The sequence below is a fragment of the Mucilaginibacter gotjawali genome (genome assembly GCF_002355435.1).
Classification (GTDB): Bacteria; Bacteroidota; Bacteroidia; order Sphingobacteriales; family Sphingobacteriaceae; genus Mucilaginibacter; species Mucilaginibacter gotjawali.
In genome coordinates this window covers 4,075,502-4,096,408 of record NZ_AP017313.1, presented here as the reverse complement: position 1 = coordinate 4,096,408, position 20,907 = coordinate 4,075,502, and the positions used below count along the sequence as shown (strand labels likewise).

The following is a 20,907-nucleotide window of genomic DNA, read 5'->3' as shown; positions in this document are numbered from 1 at the left end:
ATATTCCATGGTCTATGGTCCATCGACTATGGACAAATACAATGAACTATGAACCATGAACCATTAACCGTTCCAACTGTTGCCGAAATGGCTGCCGAAGGCAAAAAGCCCGAAATACTGTTTTGGGTGGGCTGTGCCGGTAGTTTTGATGAGCGTGCGCAAAAAATCACGCGCGATATCTGCAAGATATTGAATCATGTGGGCATCGGTTTTGCGGTGCTGGGTACCGAAGAAAGCTGTACCGGCGACCCTGCGAAACGCGCGGGTAATGAATTCCTGTTCCAGATGCAGGCGATGGCTAACATACAGGTGCTGGATGCGTATGAGATCAAAAAAATAGTAACAGGCTGCCCGCATTGTTTTAATACGATTAAAAACGAATACCCTGGTTTAGGTGGCAATTACGAAGTGATCCACCATTCGCAACTGATCCAGCAATTGATTGACGAAGGCAAATTAAAGGCCGAAGGCGGCGAAAGCTTTAAAGGCAAAAAGATCACCTATCATGATCCCTGCTATCTGGGCCGTGGAAACAATGTTTATGAGGCCCCGCGTGCGGCGCTGGAAGTTTTGGATGCCGAACTGGTAGAAATGAAACGTTGCAAATCCAACGGCTTATGCTGCGGCGCCGGCGGTGCACAAATGTTTAAAGAACCCGAAAAAGGCAAGAAAGATATCAATATTGAACGGATGACCGATGTGCTGGAATCAAAAGCCAGCGTGGTTGCGGCTGCATGCCCGTTTTGCATGACGATGTTAAGCGACGGCGTTAAAAATGAAAATAAAGAACAGGAAATCCAGGTGCTGGATATTGCGGAGATCACTGTAAGAGCAAACGGGTTATAAGCCGGCAAGTAATAACGAACACCGAATTTTGAATATCGAATTTCGAAGTTTTTAACTTCAATATTCAGCCTTCGATATTCGGTGTTCAGTAATAAATTCTGTTTCTCTCTTTAAATGGATAGTGTCCGGAATTATAATCTCTTCGCTTTAAAATAATTCAAAGCTTCGTGCAGGCTGTCCAAACGTTCAGGTTCCATGTTCTTTACAGGGATGTCCAATACGGTGGTCATGGAATCCACATCGCCGTGGCGGTCGTTGTAGGTCTGTACAATGATATCATCCGCCAGGGTTTTAAATTCTAAAATACCCGTTGTGCTGCTGCCCAGGTAATCAAAATCATTCAGTTGGTGCAGGTTAAAGGAGTAATATTCCTGTTTGCCTTTCGCATAGGTTTTACGCAGCCGGATAAAAGAATCAGGTGTTAAAAAAAACTCTACTTTTTTCAGTTTACTGTCGCCCGATGCGTCGTAGGATTGTGCAAGGCAGCGGTTGGTATAGCTGAGCCAGTCCTGTTCATCAAAACGATATTTAAACCCATAACTGGTTGATAAAGCAATAATAAATGCAGTGGTTATAAGTACTTTTTTAACATTCATAGTAAAAATCGGCTTATCCTGTTAATAACGTGGATATTGGGTATCTGATATTAGCATGACAACAAAGTTAATCCCTTAATTAATAAAATGCATAGCTTTGTACATGCAATTTTCAGAAAATTCAAGGGTTTGGGTTTACCAGGCTGACAGGGAACTGTCGGAAAGGGAAGTACAGCTGATACAAAACGAACTCGACAGCTTTGCCACCGGCTGGACGGCACACAATAACCAGCTAAAAGCGAAAGGCGAAGTAAGGTACAACCGCTTTTTAATTTTAACCGTTGACGAAAGCCAGGCAGGCGCCAGTGGCTGCTCCATTGATAAGTCCGTCCGTTTTATCAAGGATATGCAACAACAATTTAACATCAGCCTGCTGGATCGGTTCAACCTGGCTTACCGCGAAGGCAGCGAAGTGCTTTCGGCGCCGCGGCATGTTTTTGAAAACCTCATCAAACAAGGCAGTATCAATACCGACACCATAGTATTTAATAACATGGTGCAAAACTTAAGCGAACTGCAAACCAAATGGGAAGTGCCGTTTAAGGATAGCTGGCACATCCAGTTATTCCGCGATTTGATAAATGTTTGATTATAGTTAGCTTTGTGTATGACAACTTTCACCGTGCAAATAAAAGATAGCGATGCCGAAGCGGTGTTAACTATTTTGAAAAAATTTAAGGCAAAAGTTATTAAAGAACCAAAAGTGAGTAAAATTACGCTGGAAATTGCGGAAGCTTTAAGAGAAGTTAAACAATTGCAGGTGGGGAAAATGAAGCCGTTGAGTCTTAAAGATATCTAATGGCAAACTGGTAGAAGAACTCTTCTAATAATTAATTAATAGCCTTAGTGTTAATAGCATGTTCATTATAAATCTCAACTATATTGTTCCGCTGGAAGAGTTAGACCAACACATGGCCGATCATGTGAAATACCTTCGTAAATATTACGACAAAAATGTGTTCGTGGCTTCAGGCAGGAAAGTTCCGCGTACAGGCGGCGTTATATTGGCATTAGCCGGGTCGGTTGAAGAGGTAGAAAAAATAATTTCAGAGGATCCCTTTCATAAGCATAAACTGGCGGAGTTTACCGTCACCGAATTTTTAACCTCTCAATATCACCCTGCGCTTAAAGATTTGCTAAGTTAATTTTTGTAATTAAATTAGCGTATGGAACAATACGATAGCCGGGTAGATGCTTACATAGAAAAAGCCGCCCCGTTTGCACAACCAATTTTAAAACACTTACGGCAACTGGTACACTCGGTATCTCCTTTATTAACTGAAACTATGAAATGGGGCTTCCCTTTTTTTGATTATAACGGCCCGGTTTGCCAGATGGCCGCCTTTAAGCAACATATGGGTTTTGGATTCTGGAAACAAAAACAATTAAATGATCCGGGTAAGTTAATAAAAGAGGAGGATGGTACCGCGGGGAGTTTTGGAAAGATCACCAGCTTAAATGAACTGCCTTCCGACGAAATTTTAATTGATTTTATACGGCAGGCTATGGAATTGAATAAAGCTGAGAACAAAAAGCCTGCGGTAAAAAAAGAAACAGCTCCCAAAGCGCCGATTGAAATGCCCGCTGATTTTGCCGAGCTGTTAGGTGCCAACCCAAAAGCGCTGGAAGTTTATTATGATTTCAGTCCATCAGCCAAACGTGAGTACCTGGAATGGATTGTAGACGCCAAAGCGGAAGCTACCCGCCTGAAACGGATGGAAACAGCCGTGGAATGGATAGGGGAAGGGAAGACAAGGAATTGGAAGTATAAATAGCCCCCTGGCCCCCTAAAGGGGGAATATGAAAGCTATTAAATGGAGTGTTTTAATATCGAACACCGAATGCCCAATATTGAATAATGAAATAAAAAACTTCGAAATTCAATATTCATTATTCGATATTGATTTTGTTCTTTTCCCTTAAATCAATAGCATTAGAGGCAACAGCCGGGAAGGCTCCGAACTATCAGAATTAAACTCCCCCTTTAGGGGGCCAGGGGGCCGGGGCTAAAAATCCAGCGGCCCTAGTCTTCGCATATTCTTCCTGATGAGGTATTGCCGATGGCGCACATAATCGCTCGGATCGGTGGCTGACCATTTTAGCGGATCGGGCCAGATGGAAGCAATGGCAGCGGCCTGGTAATTATTAAGATCGTGTGCCGATTTATGGAAATAGGCCTGCGAGGCGGCTTCAACACCGTAAATGCCGTCACCCATTTCAATTTCGTTCAAATAAACCTCCATAATGCGCTTTTTGCTCCAAAAGGTCTCTATTAATATCGTAAACCATGCTTCGAGCCCTTTCCGTAAATAGGAGCGGCCCTGCCAAAGGAAAATGTTTTTGGCAGTTTGCTGTGAGATGGTACTGCCGCCCTGCAACTTATGACTATGCGCGTTTTTATCAATAGCCGCTTCCATGGCTTTAAAGTCGAAGCCAAAATGGTCCAGGAACTTTTGATCTTCCGCGGCTACGGCGGCGCGTTTCATGGGATCCGCAATTTCATCAAAGTTGATCCATTTCTTGTCAATCTTCCATTCCTTGCCTGCGCTTTTGCGCTCAAAACCGCGCTCAATCATCAGGTAAGTAACAGGCGGGTTAACAAAACGGAAAAGCACCACAAAAAACACACTGCCTACCACAAAAACGATGATCACCAATTTCAGTATCCGAAAAATAAGCCTGAAGATTCCGCCTTTAAAGATCCCTTTTGAATTGGAGACGCCTGATTTTCTATTTGGAGCAACTTTAGCCCTGGAAGTTTTCATCGGTTAAAAATACAAAAAACCACGGCCTTTGATGAATGAAAAAACGGCATGGCAATTTATTTGCCATGCCGTTTACATTTTAACCAATTATAACTTAAAGTTCCATACAGCCTTTAAAGCCACCTGGCTATAACCGCCACCGGGTTCTTGGCGGTTTTCGTAGTTCAGGCTCAAATCCAAATTTGATCTGCCGTTATAGTCCAGCGGGAAACTATATCCCATGCCTGGTGAGTAAATGAGTGCAGTAGCTTTGCCAGTATAATCCGAAGGGTAGGCATTAACATTGAATGATACACCGGCAAGGCCTTCAACAAAAAGCCTGTGCGCAAACCGTAGTTTAAGACCGGCTTCAACGGGAATAAACGAGGCTACATCGCCGCTCACGTACGTTGATGCACCATATCCGTAGCCATAATAATCAAAAGAATAACCGCCGCCTGATACATAGAAAGTGTAACCAGTGCTTACCAAAAAGCTTAAAGGTGATTTATCAATGGGGAGGTCAAGGTTCAGGGATATGCCCCCTGCTTCGGGAAATACCCCTGAGGCAGCGCCGGTTGCAAACCCGGAGCTTACGCCGATACCGAATTTTGCGGTTGGCGCGTTATTATAATATTGAGCAGAGGCGCAATAAACAGCGCCAAATAGAATTGCTATTATTAGTGATAATTTTTTCATGCTGATGAAGATGGAATATTTTTATGAAAAGTAGATGAATTTATCCGGAATCCCGTTTCCTGCGGCACTCCGTATCAGAATATTTACGTAGCAATGAAAAAAGAGCCCCCTCTAAATCTCCCCCGGTGGGGGGGGAGACTTTAAGAAGCAAATAATAAAAAAGGTGCTTTGCGACGCAAAACACCTTTAAATATTCTAATATCCAATTCCGAAATCGAAATTCCGAAATCAACTTACTCAGCTACCACTTCAAACGGCACCTGAACTTTTACTTCTTTATGCAGGTTAACGTTGGCAATATATTCACCAACAAATTTTGGCTCCTGGTCAAAAGTGATGCGGCGGCGGTCAACTTCAAAGCCTTCTTTTTTCAAAGCGTCAGCAATTTGAATTGTATTGATAGCACCGAAAATTTTGCCGGTTTCGCCTGCTTTAGCGCCGATGGTTAATTTCACGCCTTCTAAACGGGCAGCAATAGCATCAGCATCCTTGCGGATCTTCTCTTGTTTAAACTGGGCCTGTTTAAGGTTTTCAGCCAAAACTTTGCGTGCAGATTCAGTAGCCTGGATAGCATAACCCTTAGGGATAAGGTAGTTACGGCCATAACCTGGTTTTACTTTTACTACGTCGTCTTTATCACCGAGGTGTTTTACGTCTTGTTTTAAAATAACTTCCATTTTTTTACCTCCTGATTATTTAAGTGAATCTGTAACGTAAGGTAATAAACCGATGTGGCGTGCACGCTTAACAGCCTGTGCCACTTTACGCTGGAATTTTAATGAAGTACCGGTTAAACGGCGTGGTAATACTTTACCCTGCTCATTAACAAACTTTAATAAAAAGTTAGCGTCTTTGTAATCAATATACTTGATCCCGTTCTTTTTAAAACGGCAGTATTTTTTACGTGTATCCTCCACTTTTGGAGCGGTAACGTATTTAATTTGTTCGTTTGCCATTAGTTTGCAGCCTCCTCTGTTTTAACTGATTTCTTTTGGTTGAAAGCGCCGCTGCGTTTTTTCTCATTGTAAGCGATGGCATGTTTGTCCAAAGCGATGGTGAGGAAACGCAAAACACGCTCGTCGCGCCTTAATTCGATCTCCAGTTTGTTAATTAAATCACCCGGAGCCCTGAATTCAGTTAAGTGATAGTACCCTGTCGTCTTTTTTTGGATAGGGTACGCAAGTTTTCTCAAACCCCAATTATCCTCCTGGACAATTTCGGCTCCGTTATCAGTAAGAATTTTGCTGAACTTGGCAATGCCTTCGGCAGCAGCTTCAACTGACAACAACGGGGTTAGAACGATCACGATTTCGTACTGTTGCATTGTTATACTTTGATTTTTAATAAATTACCCGCTATTACGGGGCTGCAAATGTAAGAAGTTTTTGTGAAAAAGTGTGTGCTTTTTGTGAAAAAATATCCAGTTGTGTTTGCTGGGGTTTGTTAATGAGGATTTGGTGGTATGTTGTTGATTATTTGATAGAAACGGGTAAGATTAAATTAATGGAAAATTGTAGAGACGCGATGCTTCGCGTCTCTTGGCAGAATGGCGCTTTTATAAGGTCGCAGGTATTGAGACGCGATGCATCGCGTCTTTTGTCTGAATGGCGTTTCACAGGGTCGCAGGCATTGAGACGCGAAGCATCGCGTCTCTACATCGTTCATTTTAACAGATATTCATCGTTTATGGTGTGAACGTATTAACGTATTTCATTCATAAACTGCTAACTGCCGCCGCTAATAATGTGGGCGCCCGGGCGGGCTATCCGCTCATACTGCACAAGGCCTTAGCCACAAAGGCCTGTATCCGCTACTATCCCTGGCGCGAAAGCAACGTATCTTATTTCCGCCGGTTGCCATAGCAACCGGGCTAAACTATTATTGCAATTCCAGCGTAACCACTGATTTTGCAGGCAGTACCACTACTAAATTATCCCCGTCTTTTTTGGCGCCTTTAAAATTTTCAAGGTGGATTTTATCTGGTTGGTCAAAAGTATTGATATCGGTGATATTAGCCGAGGTCAGGATCTGGCCGTTAACTGTTTTCCACTGGATATTTTTCAATGCAGTGCTGATCGTAATATTGTTATGCAGATCAAGGTTTACCAGCGAGATATGCACCCTGCCTGATGAATCCTGCGAAGCAGAAACATTTACCGCGGCCATTTTTTTACCGTCAACCACATAATCAGGAGAGATTAGTTGAATCGGCAAATATTTGGCATCCTGGTGCACTTTGTACATATCAAAAATATGATAAGTTGGGGTCAGCAGCATTTTTTCTTTATCGGTTAGGATAAGCGATTGCAGCACATTGATGGTTTGCGCCAGTGCCGCGCCGCGCACCCTGTCGCAGTGGTTGTTAAAGATATTAAGGTTAGTACCGGCTATCAAAGCATCGCGCAGGCTGTTTTGCTGGTATAAAAAGCCTGGGTTGGTGCCGGGTTCTACATCGGTCCAAACACCCCATTCGTCAACTACCAGTGCTACATGTTTTTCGGGATCATATTTATCCATTATGGCCGAATGTTTTGTAACCAGCGTATCCATTTTAAGGCAGCGCTGCATAGTAGCAAAATATTCGCTCTCGCTAAAACTGGTAGCTGATCCTTTATGCCCCCAGTTGCCGGTTGGTACGGTGTAATAATGCAATGAAATACCCCACATAAAGTAATCAGGGATGTTTTTCATGATCACTTCGGTCCAGTTATAATCATCTGAATTGGGTCCGCTCGCAATCTTTTTCAACGGGGCGCCGGGATAGTTTTTGGCGAAAGACGCGTAGCGCTTAAACTGGTCGCTATAAAACTCAGGCGTCATGTTGCCGCCGCAGCCCCAGCTCTCGTTACCGATACCCCAAAAAGTTACTTTGTATGGGTCAGGGTGTCCGTTTTGTTTGCGCATTTCGGCAACGGTACTGGTACTGTTACTATTTACATATTCAATCCATTTGGACATTTCTTCCACTGTTCCGCTGCCAACATTGGCGGCCATATAAGGTTCGCAGTGCAGCAGGCTGCAAAGCTCCAGAAACTCATGCGTACCAAAGCTGTTATCTTCGGTAGTGCCACCCCAATTGGTGTTTACCATTTTCGGCCTTTGTTCGGCCGGGCCTATGCCATCGCGCCAGTGGTATTCGTCGGCAAAACAACCGCCGGGCCAGCGCAGGCTGGGAATCTTTATTTTTACGAGTGCTTTAACAATATCAAGCCGTATCCTATCCTGCTTTTCAACCGGCATAGATTTATCTACCCAAAAACCACCGTAAATACCATGGCCCAAATGTTCGGCAAACTGGCCGTAGATGTACTTGCTGACGATGAGTTTTGAATCGTTGCTGATGCTAAGATTAGCCGTTGTCTGTGCATTTGCGGCCAAGGCAGACCCGGCCAGGAACAGTAAAATGCTGAGTTGTTTTTTGAAGATCATAACTGGTTAATAAGTGTTAAAATAACAATTGTTAAATGTATAAAGAATTTTCAAATCCTAGCATTTTGTGCGATTATTTTTATTGGCAGATGTTTTGTTGAATGTATCCATAAAAAAATAATTTGCTATATTTGAATATGACAATAGAAATTAAAAACCCTGTTACAAAGGAAAAAGTTCAACAGGCTATTGCGCTACTGAATAAGGAAACAGGGAAAAAGAGTTTACGGAAACACTTTGGTAAATTAAAAAGAGGAATTGACGGCCTCGCTTACCAAAAAGAAGTAAGAAATGAATGGATTTAGTTTAATCTTGTCATTGTGAATTATCTCAGACGTTTATTTCACCTAACACCTTTATTTATCCTGTCCTTTTCCGCCTGCAAATCCACTATCAGCGCCGATGAACTTTACGGCAAATGGAAATACATCAAAGTGGAACACCCGCACGCCTACCCGCCTGATACAGTAAGCAAGCATGACCTTACCTACGCGGTTCCTTATATTCAATTCTCAGCAAATAATACACTGATCATTATGTGGGGCGGCAAACTACTCTCGCATGGCAAATTCAGCATCGAAGGGCATAACATCAACTATACCGAAAGCCTGCCGGACGGAACCACCCGCAAATTTCCTTTTTGGGTAGCTGAATTAACGGATAAGGAAATTATTTTTGAGACGAGAGGGGATGACGGATCACAGGTTACGGCGGTGAGGCAATAGGCAGTGTGCAGTACCGGACAGTGTCAATGCAACAAAACAATAAGCCATCCACCCCGATTATTTTACCGGCTTGTGTTGTGAACCATCAATCGTTAATTATGAACCGGCTTCGCAATTGATCATCCAGTGGATGCCAAACTTATCTGTAACCATACCAAACAGGGCGCCCCAAAATTGTTTGGCCATTGGCATGGTAACAATACCACCTTCACTCAGCTGATCAAAAACAGACACAGCCTTTGCTTCATCGTTCAGGCCAATGCTTAAGCTGATCCCGTCGCCATGGTTCACTTTGTGGCCGGGCATTCCGTCTGAAAACATCAGCATATTATCGCCAAAAGTTAAGCGCGCGTGCATGATCCCGTTTTTGTGCGATTCGGGCATATCCGGGTTGGTATCACCAAAACGGCTGACATCATGCACTGTTCCTTCAAAAATTCTTGCGTAAGTGTTCATTACTTCTTCGGTATTACCGTCGAAGTTTAAATAAGGGATTAGTTTCATTTGAGGTTGTTTTTTATACTAATGTACAAAGTTTTTACATTCAAAAAATTTCAAAGCAAATAATGATATTACCTAAAAACTTATATTTGTTATTATAAATCCTTCAATATGCGATTGGTAATTGACCTTGATGAAAAATACAAGAATCTTTTTTACGAAGTGGTAAAAGCGGCAAATGCGTCTATTGTGGAAGAAGAACCGGGTTTTTGGACGACTTTACCGGAAAACGTCAAAGCTGGCATTAAAAAAAGCCAGGAACAAGCGAGGAACGGCCAAACCAAGACCTATGAAGAGGTGAAAGAAATTCTTGCTGCCCAATGAGCCGCAGCGTTATTTTTACTGATGATGCGTTAGAAATCCTTTTATCAATCAAAAATTATATTGCAGGCGAATGGGGATCCAGGCAGGCCGATAAATTCTTAATGCGTGTTGATAAAGTTCTTAAATTGACGGCTGAAAACCCGTACATGTATAAAGTCCATCAATTGAGGAAACTGTTCGAAAAGGCTTAATTTCCAAACAGGCATCATTCTATTACGAGATCCACGAAAATGAAATTTTAATTTTATTTTTCTGGGATAACCGCCAGGATTCTATATTTACAGGCTAACCCGATATATAACCCAATCAATGGCCCTGTTAACCATCTTTTTTTGCATCATCCTGCTGGTACTTTTAGTAAGCTGGGCAAAAGTAAACCCTTTTTTAGCATTCCTTATTGTTTCAATAGCCGTCGGTTTACTGCTTGGAATCCCGTTGGGTAAGGTTACTGCTTCAGTTCAAAATGGTTTGGGCGATACGCTGAAATCAATCACCATTATCATTTGCCTTGGCGCTATGCTGGGGAAACTGGTCGCTGAAAGCGGCGCGGCTCAAAAAATTGCTGATGTTTTGGTGAATGCTTTTGGGGTTAAACATATCCAGTGGGCCCTATTAATAGTAGGTTTTATTATCGGCATACCCTTATTTTATAATACAGGTTTTGTACTGGTGGTACCGCTCATATTTTCGGTTACTTATAAATATAAATTGCCCGCGGTTTATATCGGCCTGCCCATGCTGGCCGCTTTATCGGTTACCCATGGCTTTTTACCACCCCACCCCTCGCCGTCCGCGCTCGTGTTAATTTTCCATGCTGATATGGGTAAAACTTTGTTTTATGGACTTTTGGTTGCTATACCTGCAGTGATACTGGCAGGGCCTGTGTTCGCACAAACGTTAAAAAAGATTCCTTCAACCCCGCTGGAAACATTTATCGCCAAAGAAATCCCGGCAGATCAGCTACCCGGATCGGGGAAGAGTTTTTTGACTGCGTTATTACCGGTAATCCTGCTGATGGCGACGACTTTATATCTCAACATTGATAAATCCTCCGGCAGCACGCATAAATTTATTGCCTTTATCGGCGATGCACCTATTGTTATGCTCATTTCCATTATGGTGGGCACCTACACCCTGGGCCTGAGCCAGGGCAAAACAATGAAACAACTCGGCGAAATTTATGGTGACGCGGTTAAGGATATTTCCCTCATTCTGCTCATTATCGCCGGGTCGGGCGCATTTAAGCAGGTACTTACCGACAGCGGCGTTAGCACCCAAATTTCCAACGCGCTGCAAACCCTTAATTTGCAGCCGCTGGTTTTAGGCTGGCTGATCGCTGCAATCATCCGCATCAGTTTAGGCTCCGCCACGGTTGCAGGGCTTACGGCCGCCGGGATAGTATCTTCGATGGTGTTGCGCGATCACAGCATCAACCCAAACCTGATGGTTTTATCCATCGGCGCCGGCAGCCTGGCCTTTTCTCATGTAAACGACGGGGGATTCTGGTTATTTAAAGAGTATTTCAATCTCTCGATAAAGGATACTATTAAATCGTGGTCGGCTATGGAAACCATTGTTTCAGTCGTGGGATTGCTTGGGGTTTTGGTATTGAACCAGGTGGTATGAGTTAGTTCGTGGTTAATAGTTAATGGTTCATGGTAGAAAATTGGTGAAGTCAACTCAGTTTTTTATTATTTCAGGCTGAAGTTTGGCATTTTGTTCTTCCTCGAAATATTTCTTCCGCACAATGCTTGACATTTTATGATCGCCGGTATGGCTCCAGCCCGGGGGCATAAAGATGTATAGAAACTTATTTTTAACGCCGGGAGCTTTTGCCACATCTTTTGCAAGGGCCACGATCTCACCAAAATAAGCATCCAGAAAACTATGTGGTTTCATGGGGCGGGTAATACCGTACTCAATAGGGATTGCCCTGTCTTCCGGCTGGTAGGTGCCAAATACCCTGTCCCATATATTTAAAAGGTTGCAAAAATTGGTATCCATATAAAGTGGATTTTTGGCATGATGCACCCGGTGAAATGAGGGCGTCAGGATTATTTTTCCTAAAAACCCAAAGCGGGCATCTTTCACCAGGTTTTCGCCAATATGGATCAATGCGCCCCAGGTACCATCAATAAACATGATCACAAACAACATGGCGGGGTTTACGCCCAGCAAAATACAAATGGTGGTACGAATAATATCGGCATAAGGGCCCTCCAAAAAGAAGTGTGCGTAGGTAACCGATAAATTCATGGATGCAGGGGCATGGTGGGTTGAATGCAGGCACCAAAACAAACGCACCTTATGGGCCAGGTAATGATAAATAAAGTGGGCAAACTCCCAAACTATATAACCATAAACAAACCAATACCAGGTAAATGAAGTTTTAACGATAGCATACTTTTCGAAAAGCCCGATACAAATACCCACCATAGCAAATGATATTACCCGGCCTACAAAAGCATTCAGCACATAAGTGAAAAATGAGATCTTATAATCAATTACCTTGAAACGCTTGTAAAATGCAGCACGGATGATTTCAACAATCAATAAAAAAGGAATCAAGGGCCCTAAAACAGCAGTAATCCCCTGGTAGGTAAGTAACCGGTCGTACTTACCCGATTTTAGAATATCAATTAAATTCCCGAAGCCGAAGAAGCCGGTAAAATTTTCCCAGATTGCTTTTAAAAACTCCATATTTATAGATTTAAGTCCGTGGTCGATAAGTATTAAGTCCATGGTCGATGGTCCATAGTCCATGGCAAAACACTTTCAAAATTAACGATTTCCATGGCAGAATATATCCCAAAACAGCTATGGACTATGGTCCATGGTCTATCGACTCCTCTTAATCAAAATCTAAATTAAACTTATTCTTTAAATCCATCATCGCCGGATTTTTTTGGGCCATGTACTGGAATTTCTCGATAGCGGTATAAGGGCGTTTTACCACTTCTTTTTCATCTATCCTTGCGGTAACTTCAATGTTAAAATTCCTTAACGTGGTTCGCAAAAAATTCAACAGGTTGGGCCGCTCATCACGGAAAGTACTTTCCTGAACCTTATTTTCTACAATAATTTCATAGATATGAGGACCGGTAAGTTTTGGCGGATTAGAAATAAATATGGTGAGCGCATTTTTTTTACCATCGGCCTTTAGCTGTGCCGCGAAATCGCTCCAGGCTTTTGAAAACTGATCTGGGGTATAATCGTCTTTGGCAGTCCCTTTTATATAGGGGTCCTCCTCTTCCATCACTTCTTCCCTGGTTTTACGCACGTCTTTTAAGGATGGAATTGACAAACCACTTGCGGCAGGCATAAATATTTTGGGCTTTTCAGCAGGTGCCGATACAGCAGTAGTTACCGGAGTTGCCGGAGCAGATTGGGGTTTTGTGGCTTGATAAGCAACCTGCGGATCGCTGGCTAATGCCACTTTCTCTTCAACTTTTTGGGGGCTTTCTTCCCTGATTACTGCGGAATCAGGTTTTTTTTTTAATTGCCCGTCCGGCGCGGGCATTGTTGCGAGCGGGTTAGCCGCGAGATTAAAGACGGATTGCAGGTTACACATCTTCAGCAATGCCAGCTCCACCTGTAAGCGCTGGTTTTTGCTCAGCTTATAGTTAATATCGCATTGGTTGGCTATGTTCAAAGCTGACAGCAGGAAAGAAACTGATGAGGCCTGCGATTGCTGCAGGTATTTAGCCTTAATCCCCTCGCTAACCTCCAATAGTTTTAAAGTTGATTGATCCTTGCTTACCAGCAGGTTACGAAAATGGTCTGATAGCCCCGAAATAAAATGGGCTCCGTCAAAACCCCGACCCAAAATCTCGTCAAACAACAATAACGATTTGGCATTATCCTCATTCAGCAAACGATCTGTTATGGTAAAGTAATAGTCGTAATCAAGGATGTTAAGGTTGTCGATTACCGAGCGGTAAGTAACATTTCCACCGGAAAAACTGACAATCTGGTCGAACATAGACAAAGCATCCCGCAACCCGCCATCAGCTTTTTGGGCGATGATGTGTAAACCATCGTTCTCATAACTGATATTTTCCTTTTTAGCGATAGCTGCCAGGTGATGGGCCATATCCTCTACCCTGATGCGGTTAAAATCAAAGATCTGGCAGCGGGAAAGGATAGTAGGCAGTATTTTATGTTTTTCGGTAGTAGCCAATATAAAAATGGCATAGTGCGGCGGTTCTTCCAGCGTTTTTAAAAACGCATTGAAAGCTGCCTGCGACAGCATGTGCACTTCGTCGATGATGTAGATCTTATACCGTACAGCCTGGGGCGGGATACGTACCTGCTCAATTAAACTGCGGATATCGTCAACCGAGTTATTGGAGGCGGCATCCAGTTCGTGCACATTAAAGGAGTTGCCATTTTGAAACGAAAGGCAGGAGGCGCAAACCCCGCAGGCTTCGCCGTTGGGCTGCAAATTTTCGCAATTGATGGTTTTAGCGAGGATACGCGCACAGGTAGTTTTGCCCACACCGCGCGGACCGCAGAACAAAAAGGCCTGCGCCAGCTGGTTATTCTTGATGGCGTTTTTGAGCGTATTGGTAATATGCTGCTGACCTACAACGCTTTCGAAAGTAACAGGGCGGTATTTGCGTGCCGAAACAATAAAATTATCCACAGCCACTAAGGTAATAACAAAATGGTTATCCTGAAAGTGGTGTGTGTAATTAGCTAATAAGTTGATTTATTGCCGTAAAATCTGCGGAATACATCAACAATTTATATACGCCTGGCTAACCGTTATTATAATTAAGATAAAGATTAAAAAGCCAGATCAATCGTCATCATCCGGCAAATGATCATCGTCATCCACATCAAAAATGTTGTTATCCAACTCTATTTCATGCAGATCATCCCGGTCTTCAGCCATATCTTCAAAATCTTCGTCGTCGATATCCGACCAATCGCCATCCCCATCGTCTGCATCGTCATCATCGCCGGGGGCAAGCATAGTTATAGTTTCTTCGGCCGCATATTCCGGAATTTCATTTTCAATCAGCATAAATGTTTAATTTAAAATCAACCAAACATCGCCTTTTATTCTAAAAAATCCATATCTTCTTTTGTTAACTCAATTTCGGCTGCTTTTAAATTTTCCTCGAAATGTTTCAGCGCAGATGTTCCCGGAATGGGCAGGATCCATGGCGAACGGTGCAACAGCCAGGCTATATTAGCTTGTACTTCGCTGATGGCATATTTTTTGGCGATCTCTGCAATGCGCGTATCCTTTTTAGGCATGGACATAAATAGTGAAAAATAGGGCACCAGTGGTATGCCATTGGCTTCACAAATGTCAAGCACTTCGGCGCCGCCGTTGGTATCGCCATAATGGCTTTTCATTGAATTGCGTTGCGCGTGTCCATACATATTTTCAACAGTGGCTACCGGACCCATTTTTATAGCAGTTTCCAACTGGTCGCGGCTTACGTTGCTTACGCCAACGTGCAAAATCTTTCCTTCCTGCTGCATTTGAAACATGGCTTCCATTGATTCTTCAAAATCTCCAACACCCGGCATTACCCTGAAGTGCACCAGGCTCACCTGTTCTATTTTCAGGGTCCGTAAATTATTTTCAATACTGCTGCGCAGGTTCTCCGGCGTGTTAAAGGGAATCCAGCTTTTGTCGGGTTTGCGTGTTGCGCCAACCTTGGTGCAAATCACCAGGTCACCGCCGTAGGGATATAGGGCTTCATATATCAGCCGGTTGGTAACATCCTCGCCATAATAGTCGGCCGTATCAATAAAATTAACGCCTGCTTCAACGGCCCGCTTTAAGATCTGCAACGCTTCAGGCCGGTTTGGGTGTTCTCCGTAGATGCCTTCGCCGGTAAGGCGCATCGTTCCGTAGCCCAGGCGGTTAACGGTTAAAGGGTTTTCGCTTTTGCCTGCAATAGTTATTGTTCCTTTATTTAACATGGTTGATGATTTATTTCCGCTAAGTTAAAACAAGTATCAGTGGCTTTCTCAGCTTCTATGCTACGTATTTTAAAAATGACATTAAACTCAGTTTAGCTCCGCCTCCGATTTAAAGCTGTAATTGTATCAGTTGCAATATCTTCCCCGTAATCCCTTAAACCAAACTATTGCAATGAAACACCTTTTCTTTTTACCTTGTTTTATTTTTCTGTTCTCTTTACCCGCTTTCGGACAGGATAGCCTGAAATTAAAAACCAACCCTATTATTTACGGGGATATCGGTTTTAGCGTACCCATATCCGGTATTGGCGGCGTACAATTCAATTCGAGCCTTAATTATCAGCGCAATAAAAGTTTATTTACATTGAGGGTTGTGGCCATTCAATCATTTACCGTTGCAACGGTTAAACTTTCACCGTTTACGGTGTTTCCGTATTTTAAAGATGCGGGGCACCTTACCGAATGGAGCGTTTTATATGGATGGAGAACGGTTGACGACGACGAGGCCTTCAGTGTTTCGGCCGGTGTTTCATACAACGACAGGGAAATCATCTACTCTTCCAATAACAACAGGCTGCAACTGGAGTCACGTTACCCGGGCCTGCCTTTTGAAATGAATGTAATGTGGTTTAAGGGCCGCAAGCGAAAATATCATATCTATTACCTCATTCCTGTTGGCAGGCCAACAGGCTTTGGGCATAGTTTCGGGTTTAAGTTATCGGGTAATGTATCGCAGCACAGTTACGTTTCATTTGGGATAGTTTTTGGGTTGGGGTATCATAAGGAGTATTAAATAGATTCTGTAGAATATCGTCGTTTTTTACAGCCAGGGATTAGGAAGCACCTGAACCACCCGACACAGATGAATAAGGCTGGTACACCTGGTACGCTAATAAATTCTGTAATTTACTTGTATTTTTAAAGAAAAATCCTTATAAAAAGGTCGGTAAACTTATTTACAGGGAATCCAAAATGCAGCTACGATCAACAAGCGGCAACGGGCGCCCCTGTTAACGTACGCTGATTGTCCGCTTACGATACAGCGCTTTAAAATGTACTTAATGCTAATTAATTGATAATCAACTCATCACAATTCCGGCACAACCTTGGTTTATTCGGTTTGAATTTTATTTTATAATATTACCCACTATGAACCGATTCCTATCTAAAATTATCACATTGTTCTTGTTAACTATTTTTTATGCCGCAGCTAACGCGCAGGTGGCCGACTCTACTATTATCCGGCTGATGCAGGAGAAACATATTCCGGCATTGGGCCTGGCCTTTATTGATAATGGCGAAGTGGCACAATCAAAGGTTTACGGCGAGCTCGGAGCCGGAGCACCGGCACCTGCTAACACGGTATTTAATGTTGCTTCGGTTACCAAGACGGTAACGGCGATGATAACGCTGCGCCTGGTTAATTCCGGGAAATGGGACCTGGACGAACCCCTCTGGCATTACTGGACCGACCCGGATGTGGCGGCCGACCCAAGGAGTAAAAGGCTCACCACCCGGCATATCCTGACGCACCAAACAGGCTTCCCGAACTGGCGCTGGATGACCCCATCAAAAAAACTGGCCTTTGAATTTGAGCCCGGCTTAAAGTTCCAGTATTCGGGCGAAGGAATGGAATATTTGCGGCGCGCCCTTGAAAAAAAGTTTCACCGTTCCTTCGAACAATTAGCCGACTCGCTGATCTTCAAACCGCTGCACATGAATGACACCCATTTAACCTGGAACGATGCAATGCAGGATCATTTTGCTGTTGCCCACAACGCAAAGGGCGAAGCATTGGAAATTGTAAAAAACACCGAGGCCAGCGCAGCCGACCAAATGAAGACAACCGTAGCAGATTACAGCAAATTTATGATATGGGTACTGAATGGCGCGGGCTTATCGGAATCACTTTACAAGCAAATGACCGGCCCGCAGTCAAGGATCATTGAAAATAAATTTATGGGGCTGGGCTGGGCAGTCTACCCGGCTATCGGCGGCGAGTTTGGCTTATCGCATAGCGGCATTGATCCGGGCGTAAATACAATTGTATTTGTTTTACCCCAATCAAAACGTGCCTTGCTGATCTTTACCAATTCTGATAACGGCCCCCAGATCTACTCCGACCTGGTGAAAGATTTCCTGAAAAAACAGGGCGATGCCATTGTTGCTACCGAAATGAAAAATTAAGAACCAAAACTAAATATGAGAACATTTAACAAATTTTTTGCTGCGACACTTTTAATAATAGCTGGCATTTTTACAGTTAACAGCGCAGCGGCGCAGACCTCTGGTCCCTTGTTTAACGAGATCGCCCGGCAGGATTCACTTCAGTTCGACGCCTTTAACTCCCGAAACCTTGAAAAGTTGATGGATTATTTTGACAGCAGCCTGGAACTTTACCAGGATAATACCGGCGTGCGAAACTATGATCAGACAAAACAGGCTTTTGGGGCATTGTTTAAAATGAGTTATGTTTTGAACCGGAAATTAGTTGCGGGAACAATGGAAGTGTACCCGATCAAGGATTATGGCGCTATCGAAACCGGGCATCACACCTTCTCTCACATCGAAAATGGCCAGTTGCAGTCGGCCACTTTTAAATTTATGCAGATCTGGCAAAAGAAGGATGGTGTTTGGCGGGTAACCCGGGAGATTACTTACGGGCATTGAGATGGCGGGGCTGACCTTTTTGGTCGCCCCAACTATTTGATTTTAACAAACAGCGAGTACGAAGGGTCAGCCATTACAATTACATCGAGCCTTAGCGTATCGTTACTGATGGTAGGCCGGTAATAAAGCTGGTTAATTTCCACAGCAGCGGATACTGAATTATCAAAAAAAGTATAGCTGTTTAAATAACTAAAATTTTCGTGTAAGCCGAGGGTGCCATTCCTGTATTCTTCTACCGTAGAGTCCGCTTTAAAATTTATGCTCATGGTTGAATTTGTGCTGGCCGGGGTGCTTAATCCGCCTTCGCCGCCGTAGCTCTTTATCCATTGCCAGTTGCCATTTACAGGGGTAACTACCGGATTTTTAGAAGGAGTGAAGGTAAAGCCAGGGACGGTGTTGGTTGTATCAGGACCTGGTATGCCTTTTTTCAGGCACCCGCAACAAGCCAGCAAAACGAAGGCTATTGCTGCAATCACATAATTTTTCATTCGGAATATATTGGTAATCAAATATATTATAAAAAACCGGATAATAATAATGTTACCAATTCATCACCTGTTTATCCAAACCTCAATACTTGCGCTTTTTTGCCCGGCTTCCGCAAAGGGAACCATCATCACCTGTTGGGGGATATTGTTCACTTTCATGTTCAGGAAAAAAGCCTCTTTCCAATCCCAGTCGGCAGGCAAATTTGCACTGGCATTAGTTAACGCACCATCGTATTTAAAGTAGTTGACATCCTTTAGCGAATCAATTTGCCTGTTCAACCCTTTGTCTATGGCAAATACCTGCGGGCCCCGTTTTACCGCTATGGCATTTGGAAATGAAATACCGCCTGGGATCACCTGTACCGGCATATCAAAAGCAATGGATACTTTATCACCGGCGCTCCATTTTCTTTCGATGCCGAGTAATTGGCCTTTTTTACCCTTATAAGTTTCGCCGTTAACGCTGGCCGTAAAGTTCTCCGACCAATCGGGCACCCGGAAATCAATTTTAAATGTTTTAGCGGCGGATGGTGTGATGGTATATTCAACTTTGCCGTCCAGCGGGAACCGGGTTACCGCATCCACTTTCAGACCGATCTTTGAATGGTCATTGGCGACGATTTGGGTTGACGCTTCGCCGTTTTCGTATAACAGCACCGTGAAAACATTATTTATTTTGCCACCCATCATCTCGGGGATCAGCGAGATTGCCCGGGGTACGCTGGAGAGGCAGCAGGAGTAACCCTGGTCGCAGCGGTAGGGCTTAGCGCCCTGCAGTGCCGTATAATAGCTTACGCAGCCTGTTTGCGGGTTTTCGGCAGCCAGCAGGTGGTTGTAAACAGATCGCTCCATTTCGGTAGCATATTTTGTATCGCCGGTTATTTGCAGCAGCGACAGGTTAAACTGGATCCAGGTAACCGTAACGCAGCCTTCGCCCATATCATCGTTATTGGTGGCCCGCAAGGTGCCGTCAGCCGGAAATACTTCATGATCGCTGGCCGTGCCGGTGATATAGAGGTGATGTTTTGTAATATCAACCCAGGCGGATTGCAGCAGGGTTAAATATTTGGTATCCCCGGTAAGCTTATAATATTTAAGCATCCCCAAAAAGCAGGAGAGCATTTCATAAGCCTTGGCATCACCCACTTTGGTTACATCGCCATATTTTTCCAGCCCGCCGATAATCTTCGGGCCATCCTTTTGTTCAAATGCGCGGAGGATATATTTACTAAAATCAAGATACTTTTTATTGCCCGTATAGCGGTAAAGGTCAACCATCGGCTCAAGGATGCTGCCGGGCGCCAACCCAACATGATCGCCGGCCAGCATGAGATCGCGTTTGCCGGGGCCGTCACCAAAGGTACGGCAAATCAGGTCTGCGGCGCGTTTGGCTGTTTCGAGCGCGGGTTTATAGCCGGTAACCGAATAATAATTCAGCAAGCCGATAATGGCATATTTATGCGCCCAAACGTCCCAGTCGGTCCAGCGGTCTTTGTAAAGATAGGTGCCCAGGTAGCCGTCCGGTAGCTGGCAAACAATATACTTTTGCACCATATCGTCCATCAGGTGTTTAATGCGGGCATCATGCGTATAGGCATACGTTTTTGATGCCGAGAACAAAAATTTGCCCACATGCTCGCCGATCCAAACTTGCTCGCCCGGCCTTTTCCGGAAACCCGACAGGAGCGTAGCCGAATCAATTTTTAACAGCCTTTTTTCCAGGTTGATATTCATCCGGTAACCCAGGTAGCCGCCAATGTTTTGGTAATAGGCCGGTGTATATTTATCCTGTATTTTGTTTGGGATGATGGGTCCGTAGGTTTTAACCGGGTCAATACACATCGCCTTTGAACCCGCAAGGCCAAGCAGTAAGAACAAAAGGAATCTTCTCATAATAAACCAAATTTAGGTTAAATATAGTGGGAATTTTAGTTTACTTATC

At 43.8% G+C, this 20,907-nt stretch carries 28 protein-coding genes; 14 read left to right on the top strand and 14 right to left on the bottom strand.

Annotated elements, in window-relative coordinates:
* The first annotated feature begins 48 nt into the window (after positions 1-48).
* Positions 49-846, top strand: coding sequence for a (Fe-S)-binding protein (locus MgSA37_RS18125; RefSeq protein ID WP_096353903.1), 798 nt, complete (start codon positions 49-51; stop codon positions 844-846).
* Positions 847-977: 131 nt separating this feature from the next.
* Here MgSA37_RS18125 and MgSA37_RS18120 read toward each other — a convergent pair whose 3' ends face one another.
* Complete coding sequence (locus tag MgSA37_RS18120; RefSeq protein WP_096353902.1) at positions 978-1,442, bottom strand: hypothetical protein; 465 nt, start codon at positions 1,440-1,442, stop codon at positions 978-980.
* A 103-nt stretch (positions 1,443-1,545) separates the two neighbouring features.
* Between MgSA37_RS18120 and MgSA37_RS18115 the strand changes: the two genes are divergently transcribed.
* Genes MgSA37_RS18115 through MgSA37_RS18100 form a run of 4 tightly spaced genes read left to right on the top strand, consistent with a single transcriptional unit; the run spans position 1,546 to position 3,217 of the window.
* Positions 1,546-2,031: an ABC transporter ATPase gene (locus tag MgSA37_RS18115; RefSeq protein ID WP_096353900.1), complete on the top strand. Its 486-nt coding sequence runs from the start codon at positions 1,546-1,548 to the stop codon at positions 2,029-2,031.
* A gap of 18 nt (positions 2,032-2,049) precedes the next feature.
* Entirely contained in the window at positions 2,050-2,241 is a 192-nt protein-coding gene (locus MgSA37_RS18110; RefSeq protein WP_096353899.1) for a hypothetical protein, read from the top strand.
* A gap of 58 nt (positions 2,242-2,299) precedes the next feature.
* Positions 2,300-2,587 carry a YciI family protein gene (locus tag MgSA37_RS18105; protein WP_096353897.1) on the top strand — a complete coding sequence of 96 codons (288 nt, stop codon included), beginning with the start codon at positions 2,300-2,302 and terminating at the stop codon, positions 2,585-2,587.
* Positions 2,588-2,608: 21 nt separating this feature from the next.
* Positions 2,609-3,217, top strand: coding sequence for a YdeI/OmpD-associated family protein (locus MgSA37_RS18100; protein ID WP_096353896.1), 609 nt, complete (start codon positions 2,609-2,611; stop codon positions 3,215-3,217).
* A gap of 231 nt (positions 3,218-3,448) precedes the next feature.
* Here MgSA37_RS18100 and mtgA read toward each other — a convergent pair whose 3' ends face one another.
* The 5 genes from mtgA to rpsF all read right to left on the bottom strand — a co-directional run bounded on the left by mtgA (position 3,449) and on the right by rpsF (position 6,209).
* Positions 3,449-4,207, bottom strand: coding sequence for a monofunctional biosynthetic peptidoglycan transglycosylase (gene mtgA / locus MgSA37_RS18095; RefSeq protein ID WP_172885341.1), 759 nt, complete (start codon positions 4,205-4,207; stop codon positions 3,449-3,451).
* An 87-nt stretch (positions 4,208-4,294) separates the two neighbouring features.
* On the bottom strand, positions 4,295-4,885 hold the full coding sequence (locus tag MgSA37_RS18090; RefSeq protein WP_096353894.1) for a hypothetical protein: 591 nt from the start codon (positions 4,883-4,885) through the stop codon (positions 4,295-4,297).
* A gap of 233 nt (positions 4,886-5,118) precedes the next feature.
* Complete coding sequence (rplI, locus tag MgSA37_RS18085; protein WP_096353893.1) at positions 5,119-5,562, bottom strand: 50S ribosomal protein L9; 444 nt, start codon at positions 5,560-5,562, stop codon at positions 5,119-5,121.
* Between the two features lie 15 nt (positions 5,563-5,577).
* Positions 5,578-5,841: a 30S ribosomal protein S18 gene (gene rpsR, locus MgSA37_RS18080; protein ID WP_096353891.1), complete on the bottom strand. Its 264-nt coding sequence runs from the start codon at positions 5,839-5,841 to the stop codon at positions 5,578-5,580.
* On the bottom strand, positions 5,841-6,209 hold the full coding sequence (rpsF, locus tag MgSA37_RS18075; protein ID WP_096353890.1) for a 30S ribosomal protein S6: 369 nt from the start codon (positions 6,207-6,209) through the stop codon (positions 5,841-5,843). The genes rpsR and rpsF overlap by 1 nt, the downstream gene beginning before the upstream one ends.
* A 367-nt stretch (positions 6,210-6,576) precedes the next feature.
* Here rpsF and MgSA37_RS28310 point away from each other — a divergent pair, with 367 nt between their 5' ends.
* Complete coding sequence (locus MgSA37_RS28310; RefSeq protein WP_157750624.1) at positions 6,577-6,747, top strand: hypothetical protein; 171 nt, start codon at positions 6,577-6,579, stop codon at positions 6,745-6,747.
* Between the two features lie 16 nt (positions 6,748-6,763).
* On the opposite strand, the gene MgSA37_RS18070 is transcribed toward MgSA37_RS28310, so the two are convergent.
* A complete protein-coding gene (locus tag MgSA37_RS18070; RefSeq protein WP_096353888.1) occupies positions 6,764-8,314 on the bottom strand; it encodes an alpha-N-arabinofuranosidase in 1,551 nt (516 codons plus the stop codon).
* Positions 8,315-8,451: 137 nt separating this feature from the next.
* On the opposite strand from MgSA37_RS18070, the gene MgSA37_RS28305 reads away from it, so the two are divergent.
* Positions 8,452-8,619 carry a hypothetical protein gene (locus MgSA37_RS28305; protein ID WP_157750623.1) on the top strand — a complete coding sequence of 56 codons (168 nt, stop codon included), beginning with the start codon at positions 8,452-8,454 and terminating at the stop codon, positions 8,617-8,619.
* Between the two features lie 15 nt (positions 8,620-8,634).
* A complete protein-coding gene (locus MgSA37_RS18065) occupies positions 8,635-9,039 on the top strand; it encodes a hypothetical protein (RefSeq protein ID WP_096353887.1) in 405 nt (134 codons plus the stop codon).
* A 96-nt stretch (positions 9,040-9,135) separates the two neighbouring features.
* Here the strand turns inward: MgSA37_RS18065 and MgSA37_RS18060 are convergent, their stop codons facing one another.
* The gene (locus MgSA37_RS18060; RefSeq protein WP_096353885.1) at positions 9,136-9,543 is read right to left on the bottom strand and encodes a VOC family protein; all 408 of its coding nucleotides are present in this window, start codon (positions 9,541-9,543) and stop codon (positions 9,136-9,138) included.
* A gap of 108 nt (positions 9,544-9,651) precedes the next feature.
* On the opposite strand from MgSA37_RS18060, the gene MgSA37_RS18055 reads away from it, so the two are divergent.
* The 3 genes from MgSA37_RS18055 (at position 9,652) to MgSA37_RS18045 (ending at position 11,490) form a co-directional block, all read left to right on the top strand.
* Positions 9,652-9,864: a hypothetical protein gene (locus MgSA37_RS18055; protein ID WP_096353884.1), complete on the top strand. Its 213-nt coding sequence runs from the start codon at positions 9,652-9,654 to the stop codon at positions 9,862-9,864.
* Positions 9,861-10,055, top strand: a complete 195-nt coding sequence (locus MgSA37_RS29780; RefSeq protein ID WP_096353882.1) for a type II toxin-antitoxin system RelE/ParE family toxin — start codon at positions 9,861-9,863, stop codon at positions 10,053-10,055. Before MgSA37_RS18055 ends, MgSA37_RS29780 begins: the two co-directional genes overlap by 4 nt.
* A 118-nt stretch (positions 10,056-10,173) precedes the next feature.
* Positions 10,174-11,490 carry a gluconate:H+ symporter gene (locus tag MgSA37_RS18045; protein ID WP_096353881.1) on the top strand — a complete coding sequence of 439 codons (1,317 nt, stop codon included), beginning with the start codon at positions 10,174-10,176 and terminating at the stop codon, positions 11,488-11,490.
* Between the two features lie 54 nt (positions 11,491-11,544).
* Here the strand turns inward: MgSA37_RS18045 and MgSA37_RS18040 are convergent, their stop codons facing one another.
* From MgSA37_RS18040 to MgSA37_RS18025, 4 genes are all read right to left on the bottom strand, one after another.
* Entirely contained in the window at positions 11,545-12,606 is a 1,062-nt protein-coding gene (locus tag MgSA37_RS18040; RefSeq protein WP_197706019.1) for a sterol desaturase family protein, read from the bottom strand.
* A gap of 109 nt (positions 12,607-12,715) precedes the next feature.
* On the bottom strand, positions 12,716-14,509 hold the full coding sequence (locus MgSA37_RS18035) for a DNA polymerase III subunit gamma/tau (protein ID WP_096357573.1): 1,794 nt from the start codon (positions 14,507-14,509) through the stop codon (positions 12,716-12,718).
* A 156-nt stretch (positions 14,510-14,665) separates the two neighbouring features.
* On the bottom strand, positions 14,666-14,893 hold the full coding sequence (locus MgSA37_RS18030) for a hypothetical protein (protein ID WP_096353879.1): 228 nt from the start codon (positions 14,891-14,893) through the stop codon (positions 14,666-14,668).
* Between the two features lie 35 nt (positions 14,894-14,928).
* On the bottom strand, positions 14,929-15,807 hold the full coding sequence (locus MgSA37_RS18025; RefSeq protein WP_096353877.1) for an aldo/keto reductase: 879 nt from the start codon (positions 15,805-15,807) through the stop codon (positions 14,929-14,931).
* A gap of 172 nt (positions 15,808-15,979) precedes the next feature.
* Here MgSA37_RS18025 and MgSA37_RS18020 point away from each other — a divergent pair, with 172 nt between their 5' ends.
* The 3 genes from MgSA37_RS18020 (at position 15,980) to MgSA37_RS18010 (ending at position 18,477) form a co-directional block, all read left to right on the top strand.
* Positions 15,980-16,600, top strand: a complete 621-nt coding sequence (locus MgSA37_RS18020; protein ID WP_096353876.1) for a hypothetical protein — start codon at positions 15,980-15,982, stop codon at positions 16,598-16,600.
* A 356-nt stretch (positions 16,601-16,956) separates the two neighbouring features.
* The gene (locus MgSA37_RS18015) at positions 16,957-17,994 is read left to right on the top strand and encodes a serine hydrolase domain-containing protein (RefSeq protein ID WP_096353874.1); all 1,038 of its coding nucleotides are present in this window, start codon (positions 16,957-16,959) and stop codon (positions 17,992-17,994) included.
* 15 nt (positions 17,995-18,009) lie between these two features.
* Positions 18,010-18,477, top strand: a complete 468-nt coding sequence (locus MgSA37_RS18010) for a nuclear transport factor 2 family protein (RefSeq protein ID WP_096353873.1) — start codon at positions 18,010-18,012, stop codon at positions 18,475-18,477.
* A gap of 32 nt (positions 18,478-18,509) precedes the next feature.
* On the opposite strand, the gene MgSA37_RS18005 is transcribed toward MgSA37_RS18010, so the two are convergent.
* Both MgSA37_RS18005 and MgSA37_RS18000 read right to left on the bottom strand, forming a co-directional pair.
* Positions 18,510-18,965: a hypothetical protein gene (locus tag MgSA37_RS18005; RefSeq protein ID WP_096353871.1), complete on the bottom strand. Its 456-nt coding sequence runs from the start codon at positions 18,963-18,965 to the stop codon at positions 18,510-18,512.
* A 63-nt stretch (positions 18,966-19,028) separates the two neighbouring features.
* Entirely contained in the window at positions 19,029-20,858 is a 1,830-nt protein-coding gene (locus tag MgSA37_RS18000) for a glycoside hydrolase family 127 protein (protein ID WP_096353870.1), read from the bottom strand.
* Positions 20,859-20,907 lie beyond the last annotated feature (49 nt).